We start from the raw sequence: 14,787 nt of genomic DNA on the forward strand, positions 1-14,787 counted from the left end.
GTAATGGGTGACATAAAATTCCTCTGCTTCCGAAGGGTGCTGGCCCGTTTGGCCATGCGGGCGCAGGGCAATGGTCTAACCAAGCTGAGCCGCCAGGGCCCTGGCAATTGTTTCGGCAGCATGTCCGTCGCCATAGATGCCCTCGCTGTGCTGGCCCGCCTGGGCTTGTCTGACCGCCGCGACAATTGCGCTGGCATCCTGCGGCGGCAGCAGGGTATTCCAGCCAGTGGCCACCGTCTCGGTCCACTCGGTTTCGTCGCGCAGGGTAATGCAGGGGACCCGGTGGAAATACGCTTCTTTCTGGACGCCCCCAGAATCCGTGACAATCACGCGCGCGCCCTGCTCAAGGGTGACCATATCCAGGTACCCCTGCGGCGGCAGCAGCAGGATGTTCTCCAGGGCCGCGTGCCACTGCAGCCGCTCCAGAGCTGCGCGCGTGCGCGGGTGGACTGGAAAGACAACAGGCTCCTCCCGGGCAAGAGCGCGCAAGGCCTCCACAATCACCTGCAGGCGACGGGGATCATCCGTGTTCTCGGCGCGGTGGATGGTGGCCAGCACGTACCCAGAGGCTTTCAGGCCCTGTTGACTCAGCACGGCAGTGGGGTGCTGACCAAAAAAGTTGGCCACATCCTGCATCACGTCGCCAACCACGGCCACCCCCTGCGTAATCCCCTCGGCCTGCAGGTTGGCCCGCGCCTGCTCGGTGGGGGCAAACAGTTGGCTGCTGAGGTGGTCGGTAAGGACCCGGTTAATCTCTTCCGGCATTCTGCGGTTAAACGAGCGCAGGCCGGCTTCAATGTGGGCCACCCGAATGTGCAGTTTGCTGGCCGCCAGCGCACCCGCAAGGGTGGAGTTCGTATCCCCATACACCAGGACCACGTCCGGGCGGCGCTGGAGCAGCACCTGTTCAATCTCACTGAGCATGCGCCCGGTTTGATCGCCGTGGGTGCCTGAGCCAATCTTCAGCGCGTGCGCCGGAGCGGGCAGGCCCAGTTCACGAAAAAACACGCTGCTCATGGCGTCGTCATAGTGTTGCCCGGTCTCAACCAGAATCTCTTCAATGCCCGCCTGTTGCAGCGCGCGGGACACCATACTGGCCTTGATCAGCTGGGGCCGCGTGCCCAGCACCGTCACAATAGAACTCATGCTGGTGCCTGTTCGGGCGCCAGGGTACCCAGAACATCTGTGAGGGCGCTGACCACCTGATGCTGCAGCTCTGCCGACAACGTGGGCCAGATGGGCAGGCTCAGCACCTGCTGGCTGGCCTGGGCGCTGCGCGGCTGAACCGTGTACTGGCCGCTGTACACCGGCAGCGCGTCCTGGGGCACCGGGTAGTACACCATGGTGCCGATTCCCCGGGCTGCCAGTTCGCGCTGCACAGCGTCGCGGTCAAACCCGATCAGTTCAATGGTGTACTGGTGAAAGACGTGGCCCGGCGTTACAGCCGGCGCTTTCACGCTGGGCAGTCCTGCGAGAAGGCCAGTGTAACGTGCGGCTACCTCGCGGCGCAGGCGGTTTTGCTCTGGTAGGTAGCCTAATTTCACCCGCAAAATGGCGGCCTGCAGTGTGTCAAGCCGGGAGTTAAAGCCCAGGGTCTCGTTGTGATACTTGCGGCGGCTGCCGTGCGCCCGGAGCATGCGGGCCTGTTCCGCCACCGCGTCATCGTTGGTGACCAACAGCCCAGCGTCCCCAAACGCCCCCAGATTCTTGCTGGGAAAAAACGAGTAAGCCCCCGCGTGCCCCATGGTGCCAGTCTGCTGACCGTCCCAGGCGTCCGCTGCGCGCCCAAAATTGGCGGCGTGGTACTGCGCCCCAAATGATTGGGCGCAGTCTTCAACCACCAGGAGGCCATGCTCCTGGGCACAGGTCATCAGCGCGCCCATATCGGCACTCTGGCCATACAGGTGAACCGGCATCAGCGCTTTGGTCTGGGGGGTGATGGCTGCGCGCACCTGCTGAACATCCAAGTTGTAGGTGTCCGGGTCAATGTCCACGAACACTGGTTTGGCCCCCACCAAGCTGATGCTCTCGGCGGTGGCAAAAAAGGAGAAGGCCGTGGTGATGACCTCGTCGCCTGGGCCGACCCCCAGCGCGCGCAGCGCAATCACGAGCGCGTCGGTGCCAGAGTTGACCCCGACGGCGTGGCGCACACCAAGAAATTCGGCCGCCTCGGCTTCAAAAGCCATGACGTCTGGCCCCATAATGAACTGTCCAGAGCGAACCACCCGCTCAAACGCGGCCTGAAATTCAGCCCAGTGCGCTTCAACTTCAGGGGAAAGGTCAAGAATCGGAATTGAGGACATCACGCCTCCCGCTCTGCACCCGGCAGAGCCTGAGCATCTTCGGGCGAAACTTCAACGTTGCTGGGCAGCCGCTCGACCTGCCACGGTGCGACCAGCCGGTACCGGTGGCCGCGGGAGTCCTGAACTTCCGTGGCCTGCTCAAAATCCAGCACGTCACCACTGGCGCTCATGTAGCCGATGGGCCGGGCCGGCACCCCCGCCACCATGACGTAGGGCGGCACGTCGCGGGTGACCACCGCGCCGGCAGCAACAAAGGCGCCCTCGTGCAGCGTCACCCCACAGACAATGGTGGCATTGGCGCCGATGCTGGCCCCACGTTTGACCAGCGTGGGCAGATAATCCGCGCCAGTGTTTCTAGGGAACTCGCTGCGTGGAGTGCGGACATTGGTAAACACCATGCTGGGCCCACAGAACACGTAATCTTCGAGCGTCACGCCTTCATAGACAGCCACGTTGTTCTGGATCTTGACCCCATTGCCAACCCGGACATCGTTGGCAATCAGGACATTCTGACCAATTGAGCACCCCTCACCGATCACTGCGCGGGGCATGACATGGGTAAAGTGCCAGATGCGGGTGCCGTCCCCCACCTGCGCCCCCTCGTCGACATACGCGCTCTCATGAATCAAGGGCCCGGTCAAGACGACCTCACAAAGGGGTGACGACGCGTGCCTCCAGGAGTCACGGGAAGGGTGCGAATCTGCGACACCAGCTCAATGGCCGGCGCGGTGTCGGCCAGCCCGAAACCTTGACCCGCCAGGGTGCGGCGGTAAACCGCGGTGTGCAGATCGGTAAAGCCCTCAGAAAACTCAACCTCTTGCCCGTCAATGGTGATGGAGCGGTAGGTGCGTTTTCCGGCGGCGGCCAGCTCCTGCGGAATGTACTGGTCATCCACTGCCAAAAACCACCGGACCCGCGCGCCAGCCAGCTCCAGATAGCCAGCATTGACCGTTGCTGTACGCACATGCACTTCCACATGCTCGGCAGTGCCAAAGTACCAGTTCAGCAGATCGAAGAAATGCACCCCGATGTTCGAGGCCAGCCCCCCGCTTTGCTCGGTGCGGCCTTTCCACGACCGCAGGTACCAGGTGCCGCGCGAAGTGACGTAGGTGAGGTCCACTTCCCGCTTGCCCGTATGGCCTTCTTGATCCAGCTTGTCCTTAAGCGCCGTCAGGGCTTCGTGAACGCGCAACTGAAGGATGGTCCAGACACGCTGTCCCGTGCGCTGCTCTTCGTGCGCCAAGCCGCGCAGTTCCTCGGGCGAGAGCACCAGCGGTTTTTCACACAGGGCGTCAGCGCCGGCCCGCAGGCCCATGCGAATGTGCGGGCCGTGCAGATAATTCGGTGCGCAGATGCTCAGGTAGTCGAGGCCGCGCCCCTCATCCCGCGCTGTATGCAGATACTGCTCAAACAATTCTGGCTGAGTAAAGAACTCGGCCCGTGGAAAGTAGGCGTCCATGACGCCCACGGAATCGAAAGGATCGAGGGCTACGTCCAGCGTATTGCCCGTTTCCTGAATGGCTTTAAGGTGACGGGGGGCGATATATCCGGCCGCGCCGGTGAGTCCAAACCGCTTCACAGCAAAGTCACCTTCTCGCTCTTGAAATTGCGCGTGGCGTTGCGGGTGTCCAGGATGGCCTGGGCATGGTCGACCACCAGACCGTAATCGACATTGGAATGGTGGGTGGTGATGATGACCAGGTCAGCCGCCTGGAGCCGCTCCTGGGTGAGTTCGACACTGTCGGCTTTCACCCCATGGTCATCAATGCGAGGCACCCAAGTGTCGTGATACTCGACGTCTGCCCCCGCTTGCTGCAGGTGCTTGAAGACCTCCAGCGCCGGAGACTCGCGGTAATCGTCCAGGTCGGATTTGTACGCCACGCCCAGGAGCAGGACGCGGCTGCCGTTCAGGGCCTTGCGGTGTGTGTTGAGCACCCGCCCGGCCTTTTCGACCACGAACTCAGGCATGCGGCGGTTGACTTCCCCAGCCAGCGCGATGAAATGGGTCTGGAAATTAAATTCGCGCGCCTTCCACTCCAGGTAATGGGGATCAAGCGGGATGCAGTGGCCCCCCACGCCTGGACCAGGGTAAAAGGGCATAATGCCAAAGGGCTTGGTGAAGGCGGCGTCCAGCACTTCCCAGACGTTCAGGCCCATACGGTCACACAGCAGTGTCAGCTCATTGACCAGCGCGATGTTAACGGCCCTAAATGTGTTCTCAAACACCTTGACCATCTCTGCAGCGGTAGCCGAGCTGACGGGCACCACGCTCTCGATGGTTTGCTGATAAAAGGCCAGCGCCACCTCAAGGCTCTCAGGATCATGGCCGCCGACCACCTTGTTGGTGTTCTTGGTGGTGTAACGTCTATTGCCCGGATCCACCCGCTCGGGCGAGTGGGCCAAGTAGAAGTCCTGGCCGGCGCGTAGCCCACCGGCTTCAAGGATGGGCTTCATGATCTCCTCGGTCGTCCCGGGATAGGTGGTACTTTCCAGGCTCACCAGTTGACCAGGACGCAAGATGGCCGCAATCTCCCGGGTCACGCTGCGCACGTAGCTCAGATCCGGCGTGAGGTTCTGATCCAGCGGCGTAGGCACGCAGATCACCAGCACGTCGAGGTCGGCCGCCTCGGCGAAACTGGTGGTGGCCGTGACCAGACCCCGGTTCACCACATCGCGCAGGTCTTCGTCGCGCACATCCTTGATGTAATTTTCGCCGCGCTGCACCTGCGCGACGCGCTCGGCACTGCGGTCGATTCCCACGACCTGAAAGCCAACCTTGGCTTTTTCAACCAGAAAGGGGAGGCCGACATACCCAAGCCCGATAACCCCGATTCTCGCCTCCCGGCGCTGGAGCTTCTCAATCAGAAGCTGTTTGGTTGGTGTTGTGCTGAGACTCATTAGTGCATTCTAACGGCAAACTTTTCATCCTGAAGACTGCAGTTTGCTCTCACTATGTCTGGTCTATATACCATGAGAACACGGTCAGATTCGTCTGTGCGGCGGTTGCACCCACTGCACCTTCCTGGCAAAAATATGCTCGCCTCTGCATTCACAGAGGCGAGCATATGTGGTGACCCCAACGGGATTCGAACCCGTATCGCTACCTTGAAAGGGTAGTGTCCTAACCGTTAGACGATGGGGCCACACCACTTCAGTTGTGCTCTGGCTTGCGCCTTCGCTGACTGCCTTTCAAGGGGCGCCGTTTCCGGCACGCACAGAAAGATACTGGGTTAAGCCCGGTTCGTCAAGGGGCCATAAACTTCAACAGAAAAGCGGGCGGCCCTGGTGAAAGGGGGCGCCCGCCGGAACCGAGATTTACATGTGCAGGGCGCGCTTATCGGCGGCCAGGGCCGCTTCTTTGACCACTTCGGAGAGGGTGGGGTGGGCGTGCACGGTGCGGGCGAGGTCCTCGCTGCTGCCGCCGAATTCCATGATGGCCACCACCTCGCCAATGAGTTCGCTGACGTTGGGACCCACCATGTGCACGCCCAGCAGTTTGTCGGTGGCGGCATCGGCCACCACCTTCACGAAGCCGCGTGGGTCACCGTGGCCCAGGGCGCGGCCGTTGGCGCTGAAGGGAAACTGCCCCGTCTTGACCTGCAGGCCCTTGTCCTTGGCCTGCTTTTCGGTCAGGCCGGCCCAGGCGATTTCGGGGCTGGTGTAAATCACCCAGGGAATCACGTCGTAGTTCACATGCCCGGCCTGCCCGGCCAGCATCTCGGCCAGGGCCACGCCCTCTTCCTCGGCCTTGTGGGCCAGCATGGCGCCGCCGATCACGTCCCCGATGGCGTAGATGCCTTCCAGGTTGGTGCGGTAGTGATGATCCACCTTCACGAAGCCGCGCTCGTCCAGGGCCAGTCCCACGGCCTCGGCGCCCAGGCCAGCGGTGTGGGGCACGCGGCCAATCGAGACGATCAGCTTGTCGAAGCGGGCCGTGACCTCCTGCTCCTTCTCGGTGTAGGTGACGGTCACGCCCCCTTCGTCCTGCTCCACCTTGCTGATCTGCACGCCGAAGTGGAAGGCCAGGCCCTGCTTCTGGAACTGCTTCTGGGCCTCACGGGCCACAGCGTCGTCGGCGGCCATCAGGAAGCCGGGCAGAGCCTCCAGGACCGTCACCTGCGCGCCCAGGCGGCGCCACACGCTGCCCAGTTCCAGGCCGATCACGCCCGCACCAATCACGCCCAGCTGGCCGGGCACCTGCTCGAAGGCCAGGGCGCCGCCGTTCTCGACCACATGGCCGCCAAAAGGCGCCAGTGGCAGGGCGCGGGGGCTGCTGCCGGTCGCCACGATCACATGCTTGGCCTGCACCTCGGTGCCGGCGGCGTCCACGACCCAGGCGTCGCCCTCGCGGCGCACAAGGCGGCCCAGGCCGTGAAAGGAGGTCACCTTGTTCTTCTTGAACAGGTAAGCCACGCCGCCGGTCAGCTTGTCCACCACGGCGGCCTTGCGGCCCAGCATCTTGCCCAGGTCAATGCTGGCGCCCTGCACGTTGATGCCGTGCTCGGCAAAGTCGTGCTGCATGACCTCGTACTTCTCGCTGGAATCCAGCAGGGCCTTGCTGGGAATGCAGCCCACGTTCAGGCAGGTGCCGCCCAGCGAGGGCTTGCCGTTCCGTTCAAAGGCGTCCACGCAGGCGGTCTTGAAGCCCAGCTGCGCGGCGCGAATGGCGGCCACGTATCCGGCTGGGCCGCCGCCGATGACCAACACGTCAAAGGAATCCATAGCGTTCCTGAGCGTACCACCGGCCTTTGCCCCCCACAGGAAGGCGCGTTCCTGTGGCAGAGACAGAGCGGGCCCCACCACTTTGCCCCCACCGGGGGCACCGCAGATGCAGCAACGCCGGAGCGCAACCCCGCCTAAGCTGAGAAAGAGATGAAAAAAGCGTTGACACTTGTGATGTTGAGCGGCCTGGCCGCCGCCGGGGCCCAGGCCGCCGAGGCGCCGCTGCGCTACCAGACGGGCCAGATCTCGCTGCTGGGGGGCAAAGCCCAGCTGAACACCGGCGAGAGCCTGCGCTATCTGGACGCCAGCGGGGCCAAGCAGGTCATCGTAGGGCAGTGGGGGAACCCCCCCGAAGCCGCCGAGGACGTGCTGGGCATGATTGTGCCGGCGGGCCTGGACCCCGCCACCAAGCAAGGCTGGGGCGTGGTGATCACCGAGAGCAAGGACGGCCACGTGTCGGACAAGGACGCGGCCGGGATGAACTACGACCAGTTGATGCGCGACATGCAGGCCGCCACGAAGGAGGAGAACAGTGGGCGGCAGGACGCGGGGTTCGGCACCGTGGACCTCGTAGGCTGGGCCGACTCGCCGCGCTACGACGCCGCCACCCACAAGATGTACTGGGCCAAGGAACTGGCCTTCAGCGACAACCCCGGCGAGCACACCCTGAACTACGCCGTGCGCGTTCTGGGCCGCGACAACGTGCTGGAACTGAACGCCGTGGCAGGGATGACGCAGCTGCCGCAGATCAAGCGCGACATGGCCGCGGTGCTGAACCAGGTGTCCTTTACCCCAGGCGCGCGCTACGAGGACTTCAACGCGGACACCGACCAACTGGCCACCTACGGCATTGCCGGGTTGCTGGGCGTGGCGGCGGCGAAGAAAGTGGGCCTGCTGGGCGTGGTGCTGCTGTTCCTGAAAAAAGGTTGGATTCTGATTGCGGCGGCGCTGGGCGGCCTGGGCCGCCTGATGGGCCGCCGCGCGCGGGCCTGAAGTCCGGAGACTGCCAGACAAAGGGCGGGGGCGCGCATATGCCCCCGCCCCTTTGCTTCCCCTTACCCCAGCTGGGCGTAGGCTGCCGCCACCTGCGCCGCCACCGCCGCGTTGTGGCCCACCAGGGCAATGTTGGCCTCCAGGCTGCGCCCGCCGGTCAGTTCCACCACGCGGCCCAGCAGGTAGGGCGTGGTGGCCTTGCCGGTCAGGCCCAGGGCGTCCATGTCCTGCAGCGCCTGTTCAATGTGGGCGCCGATCTCGGCGGCCGGGATCTCCGCCGCGCTGGGGATGGGGTTGGCAAGCAGCACCCCGCCCGAGAGGCCCAGCGCCCACTTGGCCTGCAGCACCCGGGCGGCCTCCTCTGGAGTCTGCACGGTCAGCGGGGACGGAAAGCCACTCTGGCGCGAATAGAAGGCTGGGAATTCGCTGCTGCCCAGCGTGATGGCGGGCACGCCCTGGGTTTCCAGCACTTCCAGCGTCAGGCCAATGTCGAGGATGCTCTTGACCCCGGCGCTGACCACGCAGACATCGGTGCGGGCCAGTTCCAGCAGGTCGGCGCTGATGTCCATGCTCTGCCCGGCGCCCCGGTGTACGCCGCCCGTGCCGCCCGTGGCAAAGACCCGGATGCCCGCCAGCGCGGCAATGCGCATGGTGGAGGCCACCGTGGTCGCGCCGTGGCGGCCCAGGGCCACGGTGACCGGCAGGTCGCGGGTGCTGATCTTTTCCACGGCCTTGTCGGTGGCAAGCTGGTGGAGCTCGGTGTCGTTCAGGCCCACCTTCAGGCGGCCACCCAGCACGGCGATGGTGGCGGGCACGGCGCCGTGCTCCCGTACCACGGCTTCCACGCCGCGCGCCATCTCCACGTTCTGCGGAAAGGGCATGCCGTGGCTGATGATGGTGCTTTCCAGCGCCACCACGGGGCGGCCTTCCTGCAGCGCGGCGGCGACTTCTGGGTGAAGGTCCATGTGGGCGGCGATTTCGGGACGGAGAGAAAAAGTCTGGGTCATACGGGCTCCTGGGGGGCCAGTCCGGCGCGCTCATGGATGGCGGCCGGGGTGAGGGTGGGGGAGACGGCGAATTCACTTTCCACGGTCAGCGCGGCGGCGGCGTGGCCCGCGCGGGCGGCGGCCTCAGGCGGGTGGCCCCCCAGCAGGGCGGCCAGATAGGCGGCCAGCATGGCGTCGCCGGCCCCGGTCACGTCGCGCACCTGGGCAGGCAGAGCAGGCAGGTCGTGCTCGCCCTGCGGCGTGACCAGCAGGCTGCCGCGTTCGCCCCGGCGCACCCACACCACGGCCACGCCCTGCCCCTGCAGTTCGGCAGCGGCGGCGCGCAGGGCAGCGGGCTCGTCGGGGACGTCGCGGCCCAGCAGCGCGCCCAGCTCTGGCACATTCGGCGTGACGGTGTGGGGTGAGAGCCCAGAGGCCAGCAGGGGCCGCAGCCGCGCGGCCTTGGGCACGCTGACCGGCTCGAACACGGCGGGCACCCCTGCGTCCCGGGCGAGGGTCAGCAGGTGTGACAGGGTGGCGGGCGGCAGGTTGCCGTCGGCCACCACCCAGGCGGCGCCGCGCAGCGTGCCCCGGCGGGCCTGCAACTCGGCGGGGGTCAGGGCGTCGGTGGCGGCCATAGCGGCCACGGCCACCACCAGTTCGCCGCCCTGGTCCAGCACGGCGGTGTAGGTGCCGGTGGCCACGCCGGGGGCGCGCAGCACCGGGCGCACGTCCACGCCTGCCGCCCCCGTTTCGCGCAGTAGCCAGTCGCCCAGGGGATCGCGTCCCACCGCCGCAATGAGACTGGTGGCCACGCCCAGCCGGGCCAGATTCTCGGCCACGTTGCGCGCCACGCCGCCCGGCGCCTGGGCGGCGGTGCCGGGGTTGCTGGTGCCGGGCACCACGGGGGCCAGCGTGCGGGCCTTGACGTCCACGTTGGCGCCGCCCACGACCACCACGCGGCCGGGGCCCTGTTCGGGGGGCAGCAGGTAGCCCCGGCCCAGCAGGGCGCCTTTTTTCACCAGATTGCTGACGTGCACGTTCACGGCGGCGCGGGAGGTGCCCAGGCGGCGGGCGAGGTCTTCGGGGGGGGCGAGGGGGGTTTGGCGGATAAGGGCCAGGAGCGCGGCTTCGGTGTCGGTCAAGGCCATGGGGTTTATCATAGTTAAGGGATTGGCTGAAGTAAAGGGGTTTGGGCGAGTTCGTTTGCGTGTTTGCCCCACCCCCCCAGCCCCCCTACCCCGGAGGGGCAGGGGGGAGCGGCGCTGCGCTGGGCAAGAGTTTCTACTGAGATTGGATGGCTCGCTCTATCCGCTAACGTGTCCGGCTTCGACGCCATCCGCTGATGACGCGTAATGGCCCGCGCCCTTCGGGCACGACGGCCTCGTCTGGACCTGGGCGGTGGTGGGGCAAGGTGTCTTGCTGCGGCCCAGAAAGTTCTACTTTGAACAACACAACAGCCAAAGGCCAAAGCCGCCCTTCAAAAGTAGAACCTCGTGCCCTCAGCGTCCCCACCCTTCACCCCTGCGGGGTGAGCAACGGAAGCCGTCGTGCGCGCAGCGCGCGGGCGTAAGGCGATGGGCGGAGCAAGGCGACGGCGTACAACGCGGGGCGAAGCCAAGCCGCCCCACACCGTCAGTCAACGTTTGCCGAGCGCAGCGGAAAACTCCCCCCTGCCCCTCCGGGGTAGGGGGGCTGGGGGGGTGGGGCAAGCCCAAAAACGTCATCGCCCAACAAAAAGCCCCCCCCTCACCCCCCCTCCCCATCCGCCAACGCCTGCAACCCCCCCCTCAGCCCCGGCACCTCCACCCGCGCCGTATGCCAGATCAACCCCGCCTCAATCCCAAAGTAATCGTGCGACACCAGATTCCGCACGTCCCGCAGCAGCGCCCACGGCACCTCCGGGTGGCGGTCCTGCACGCTCTGCGGAATGAACTTGGTGGTCTCGCCCAGGCGCGCCAGCGTGTGCAGCACCGCGTCCTGCACGATCTCGTCGCGCTGGAAGGTGGTCAGGGAATGCCCGGCGGTGTACTCGGCCACCCGGTCAATGGCGCCCAGCAGGTCGTACACCCGCCAGCGCCAGCGTTTGGCGCGGTGGCTGCGGGGCGCGGGGTCGGGCACCTGCAAGACGTCCACCGCGTCGGCCAGAATCTCGCCGCGCAGGGGGGGCCGCAGGGCGCCGGGGGTCACCACGTCCACCCGGCGGCCCAGGGCGGCCTCGAACACCTCGCGGGCGCGCATCAGGTCCAGCAGGCCGCGGGAAAGGGCCGGGTCAAAGTCCACCAGCAGGTCAATGTCGCTGGCGGGGGTGGCCTCGCCCCGCGCCACAGAACCGAACACCCGCACGCGAACCACGCCCAGGCCCGCCCACAGCGGCTGCGTGCCGCGCAGCGCAGCGGCGATGGTGCTCAGGCGCAGGGCCTCGGGAAACAGCGGCTCGGTGCCGGTCACGGGGGCAGAATAGGGCACGTATGCTGGGAGGCGCATGATTGTCGCTGTGGGGCATGACCTGATTGAGATTGAGCGCATTCGCCGCATGCTGGCCCGCGAAGGCCGCCGGGCCGAGAAGCTGTTTGCGCCCACCGAACTGGCCTACTGCGCCCGCCTGAGTGACCCCGCCCCCAGCCTCGCGGCCCGCTTTGCGGCCAAGGAAGCCTTTCAGAAGGTCTGGCCCCGCCCCCACGGCTGGCGCGACGTGTGGGTGGAGCGCGAGCGGACCCCGGACGGCCCCTTTCCTTTTGCCCCGCCCGTCCTGGGGTTCTGCCCAGCGATTGCCGCCGAGCTGCAGGCCCGGGGCTGGCGCGCCCACCTGAGCCTGACGCACACCAAGGAGCACGCCTCGGCGGTGGTGGTGCTGGAAGCCCACGCCCCCTGACGGACGGTCCTGGAGCGGGCGGCCAGAAGAGCCCCTGCACGGCACATACGCCGGCGCTGCCAGGTTCAACTTCGTAGAGTGGGCGGGTGACCTCTTCCGTGGCTCTTCCTTCGCTGGATCGTCAGTACCGGCAGGCGCTTGGCTGGTTGCTGGCGTACTGGGGCCTGTTCGCACTGATCAGCGGCGCGCTGCTCTGGCTGCTTCTCCGGGTCGCGGTGGCCCCCTGGTTTCCCCTTGTGCGCGGCATGCTGGGGCTGTTGCTGCTCAGCCTGCTGGCGCAGCTGTGGTGGAGCGCCCTGCCGCGTCCCCGACCAGCCCCCTTTGGCGTGCCAGTGCCCCTGGAGCAGGAACCCGAGTTGCGTGCACTCATTGAAGAGACCGCCCAGGCGCTGAAGGTGCCGCTGCCCGACGAAGTTCGCCTGCTGCCAGATATGAACGCCTATATGTCGGTGCGGGGCCAGCGCGCCACCCTGGGCCTGGGGTTGCCGCTGCTGCTGTCGCTCTCCCGCGCGGAGGTGCAGGCCGTGGTGGCGCACGAGCTGGCGCATCTGGGTCAGGGAGACGCGGCCCGGGTCTGGCGGCTGTCGGGGCTGGCGTCTGGGCTCTTCCGCACCATGCTGAATCTGAACCGGGGTGATCCGGAGGCCGTGGTGGCAGTACTTCCGCAGGGCGTCTCGACGGTCGTGCTGCTGCACATGATGACGGCAAAGCTGCTGGCCCTGCCCATGGTGGCCATAGCGCAGGCGTACCTGAAGCGGGTGGAGGCCCTGAACCACGCGCAGGAACACGCAGCGGATCTGGCGGCGCAGCAGGTGGCGGGCGCCGAGGCCACGCGCAGCGCCCTGCAGCGGGTGGCCGTCGAAGCCTGGCTGTTTGACGCTTACGTTGAACATGACCTTTTGCCGCTGGCCCAGGCCGGGTTCCGTGTGCCCATTGCCGAGGGGTTTGAGCACTTCCTGGCTGGCGAACACGCCGAGCGGCTCCGGGGCTGGACCGCGCAGGACCTGCCGGCCCGCGAGGCCACGCTGTCGCACCCATCCCTGCGCGTCCGTCTGGAGCAGTTGGCCGAGCAGGCCCCGGCCCGGCCAGCCGCCGCGCTGCCCGGCGTGCGGCTGCGCCGCGCCGACGAGTGGAGCGGACAGTTCTATACGCCCAAGTCGGCCACCACCTTGCAGCCAGTCAGCTGGGAAGAGTTGGACCTGCGTCACTGGCCCGCGCACTGGCAGACCCTGGCGACCAACGAGGATCTGCAGGTGGCCCTGCGCGGGGTCACCCTGGCGGGGGTGGCCGAGGTGTGTGCAGACCTGAACGCGCATCTGCGCGCCCGGTTTCCCCAGTTGCAGTACGAGGGGGTGGGCGGCGATGAGCGGCATCTGTTGGTGGGCTGGCTGGCGGTGGGCGTGCTGCTGTGCGCGCTGCGCCAGGGGGCCGAAGCGTCTGTGCGCCCCGGCCACCCCTGGGCCGCGCAGCTTCAGGGCCACACCCTGGTGCCCTACACCCAGCTGTGGGCCATGGTCAGCCACAGCGACGCGCGCCGGCAGTGGCCGCAGACCCTCATGTCGCTTGGCCTGCAAGACCAGCCACTGCTGAGCCCAGAAATCTGGCCAGCGGAGGCCCAGCGCGCGCAAGGTGTGGTGCCAGCCCGCTGAGTCGGGCGCCCTGAATCAACGCCGCCCAGGTCCCCTGCTCAGCCGTACAGCACCGGCCGGCTCTCCAGTGCCCCAAACGCCTGCACCACGGCCTGAAGCTGCGCCGCCCGCGCCTCCGGACTTTGCCGGGCGGGCGCGTACCCCACCACGGGCGCCAGCACCGTGTAGCCGCAAAACCACAGCATGCCGTGGTGCACATGCTGCAGCAGCGTCAGGAGCTCGCCGTTGCGTCCCCCGGGCCCGTAGGCCGCTTCTGGCCCGCCAGTGGTGAGCAGCAGCAGTGCCCGGCGGCCCCGGAACACCCCCTGGTCGTAGGTCCCCCGCCCGGCGCCGTACACCTCGCCCATAGCGAACACCCGGTCCACCCACCCCTTCAGCAGCGCCGGCAGGCTGAACCACCACAGCGGAAAGGAAAACACCAGCACCTCGGCGCGGCGCAGTTTGTCCAGTTCGGCCTGTAGCTCTGGGGCGAAGGTGCCGGCCTGCGCGGCGCGCTGCTGCTCGGCCTGGGGTTTGAACGGGGCCTGAACCGCGTGCGTGACGTCGTGGCGGTCCAGCGCGGCGTGCCAGCCCAGGGCGTACAGGTCGCTGACCTCCACCTCGTAGCCCTGGGCCTGCAGCGCCCCGCGCGCCGCGTGCATCTGCGCGGTGCAAAAGGAGTCGGGTTCGGGGTGGGCATGCACAATCAGGGCGCGCGGCATGCTTCAGCGTACCCGCCTGGGGGCAGAGGGGCTCAGGAGCCGCTGCTCTGCCGGGCCAGTTCGCGCCCGTCGCCGCCCGTGACGGTAAAGGTGTAGGTCTGGGGGCTGCGGCTCAGCCAGTTCACGCGCTGATCGGCGCAGGCGGGGGGCAGCACCAGTTGCGCCGCCGTGGGATAGCGCTGGTCCAGGCTGTTTTCGCGGAAGCTTTCCAGTTCGCGGGTGAGGCTGTTGGCGCAGTTCTGGGCGGCGGCCTGCTCGGTCACCTGCCGCAGGTTCGTGGGCAGGGCGCGCGCCTGCTCCGCCTGGGCGGCCTGCAGGGCGCGCACCTCTTCTTGCAGCCGGTCCACCTGGGCCTGCAGGGCGGCGGTCTGGGCGCGGGCGCCCTGATCCTGACAGGCGCAGAGCAGCAGGGGCAGGCCAAGCAGGGCGAGCAGCGGGCGCGTCACGCGGGGCAGGCTAGCGTTCGGGGGTGAAGCGGCCGTGAACGCCGCCTTCAGGCCGTTCACAGCGTCGCCCGGTTTCGCCCGCAGGCCAAAGGGCGGGCCACCGGGTCTGCCC

General features: G+C 67.0%; 14 protein-coding genes and 1 tRNA gene. 3 read left to right on the forward strand and 12 right to left on the reverse strand.

All coding sequences use genetic code 11. From position 1 onward, the window contains the following. Window positions 1-75 precede the first annotated feature (75 nt). The 7 genes from wecB to lpdA form a co-directional block, all read right to left on the reverse strand. Window positions 76-1,146: a non-hydrolyzing UDP-N-acetylglucosamine 2-epimerase gene (gene wecB, locus K7W41_RS12685; RefSeq protein WP_224609012.1), complete on the reverse strand. Its 1,071-nt coding sequence runs from the start codon at window positions 1,144-1,146 to the stop codon at window positions 76-78. Continuing rightward, window positions 1,143-2,303, reverse strand: a complete 1,161-nt coding sequence (locus K7W41_RS12690) for a DegT/DnrJ/EryC1/StrS family aminotransferase (protein WP_224609015.1) — start codon at window positions 2,301-2,303, stop codon at window positions 1,143-1,145. Before K7W41_RS12690 ends, wecB begins: the two co-directional genes overlap by 4 nt. Then, window positions 2,303-2,944, reverse strand: coding sequence for an acyltransferase (locus tag K7W41_RS12695; RefSeq protein WP_224609018.1), 642 nt, complete (start codon window positions 2,942-2,944; stop codon window positions 2,303-2,305). Before K7W41_RS12695 ends, K7W41_RS12690 begins: the two co-directional genes overlap by 1 nt. Then, window positions 2,941-3,882 carry a Gfo/Idh/MocA family oxidoreductase gene (locus K7W41_RS23710; RefSeq protein ID WP_224609021.1) on the reverse strand — a complete coding sequence of 314 codons (942 nt, stop codon included), beginning with the start codon at window positions 3,880-3,882 and terminating at the stop codon, window positions 2,941-2,943. Before K7W41_RS23710 ends, K7W41_RS12695 begins: the two co-directional genes overlap by 4 nt. Beyond that, window positions 3,879-5,201, reverse strand: coding sequence for a nucleotide sugar dehydrogenase (locus K7W41_RS12705; RefSeq protein ID WP_224609024.1), 1,323 nt, complete (start codon window positions 5,199-5,201; stop codon window positions 3,879-3,881). The genes K7W41_RS23710 and K7W41_RS12705 overlap by 4 nt, the downstream gene beginning before the upstream one ends. Before the next feature lie 170 nt (window positions 5,202-5,371). Beyond that, window positions 5,372-5,446 (reverse strand) — tRNA-Glu (locus tag K7W41_RS12710). 172 nt (window positions 5,447-5,618) lie between these two features. Further along, window positions 5,619-7,025, reverse strand: a complete 1,407-nt coding sequence (lpdA, locus tag K7W41_RS12715) for a dihydrolipoyl dehydrogenase (RefSeq protein WP_224609027.1) — start codon at window positions 7,023-7,025, stop codon at window positions 5,619-5,621. 150 nt (window positions 7,026-7,175) lie between these two features. Between lpdA and K7W41_RS12720 the strand changes: the two genes are divergently transcribed. Further along, window positions 7,176-8,018: a DUF2167 domain-containing protein gene (locus K7W41_RS12720; protein ID WP_224609030.1), complete on the forward strand. Its 843-nt coding sequence runs from the start codon at window positions 7,176-7,178 to the stop codon at window positions 8,016-8,018. A gap of 62 nt (window positions 8,019-8,080) precedes the next feature. Here the strand turns inward: K7W41_RS12720 and K7W41_RS12725 are convergent, their stop codons facing one another. From K7W41_RS12725 to K7W41_RS12735, 3 genes are all read right to left on the reverse strand, one after another. Further along, a complete protein-coding gene (locus tag K7W41_RS12725) occupies window positions 8,081-9,025 on the reverse strand; it encodes a pseudouridine-5'-phosphate glycosidase (RefSeq protein ID WP_224609033.1) in 945 nt (314 codons plus the stop codon). After that, window positions 9,022-10,155 (reverse strand): carbohydrate kinase, encoded by a 1,134-nt coding sequence (locus K7W41_RS12730; protein ID WP_224609036.1) that lies wholly within the window; start codon window positions 10,153-10,155, stop codon window positions 9,022-9,024. Before K7W41_RS12730 ends, K7W41_RS12725 begins: the two co-directional genes overlap by 4 nt. Before the next feature lie 598 nt (window positions 10,156-10,753). Beyond that, on the reverse strand, window positions 10,754-11,455 hold the full coding sequence (locus K7W41_RS12735; protein WP_224609039.1) for a HepT-like ribonuclease domain-containing protein: 702 nt from the start codon (window positions 11,453-11,455) through the stop codon (window positions 10,754-10,756). A gap of 34 nt (window positions 11,456-11,489) precedes the next feature. Here K7W41_RS12735 and K7W41_RS12740 point away from each other — a divergent pair, with 34 nt between their 5' ends. Together K7W41_RS12740 and K7W41_RS12745 are read left to right on the forward strand one after the other, a co-directional pair. Then, window positions 11,490-11,879 carry a 4'-phosphopantetheinyl transferase superfamily protein gene (locus K7W41_RS12740; protein WP_224609044.1) on the forward strand — a complete coding sequence of 130 codons (390 nt, stop codon included), beginning with the start codon at window positions 11,490-11,492 and terminating at the stop codon, window positions 11,877-11,879. A gap of 86 nt (window positions 11,880-11,965) precedes the next feature. Next, window positions 11,966-13,528: a M48 family metalloprotease gene (locus tag K7W41_RS12745; RefSeq protein WP_224609048.1), complete on the forward strand. Its 1,563-nt coding sequence runs from the start codon at window positions 11,966-11,968 to the stop codon at window positions 13,526-13,528. 38 nt (window positions 13,529-13,566) lie between these two features. On the opposite strand, the gene K7W41_RS12750 is transcribed toward K7W41_RS12745, so the two are convergent. Together K7W41_RS12750 and K7W41_RS12755 are read right to left on the reverse strand one after the other, a co-directional pair. After that, a complete protein-coding gene (locus K7W41_RS12750; protein ID WP_224609051.1) occupies window positions 13,567-14,229 on the reverse strand; it encodes an NAD(P)H-dependent oxidoreductase in 663 nt (220 codons plus the stop codon). A gap of 32 nt (window positions 14,230-14,261) precedes the next feature. Beyond that, complete coding sequence (locus K7W41_RS12755) at window positions 14,262-14,675, reverse strand: hypothetical protein (protein WP_224609054.1); 414 nt, start codon at window positions 14,673-14,675, stop codon at window positions 14,262-14,264. Window positions 14,676-14,787 lie beyond the last annotated feature (112 nt).

Source organism: Deinococcus multiflagellatus (assembly GCF_020166415.1).
In the GTDB taxonomy this organism is placed as follows: domain Bacteria; phylum Deinococcota; class Deinococci; order Deinococcales; family Deinococcaceae; genus Deinococcus; species Deinococcus multiflagellatus.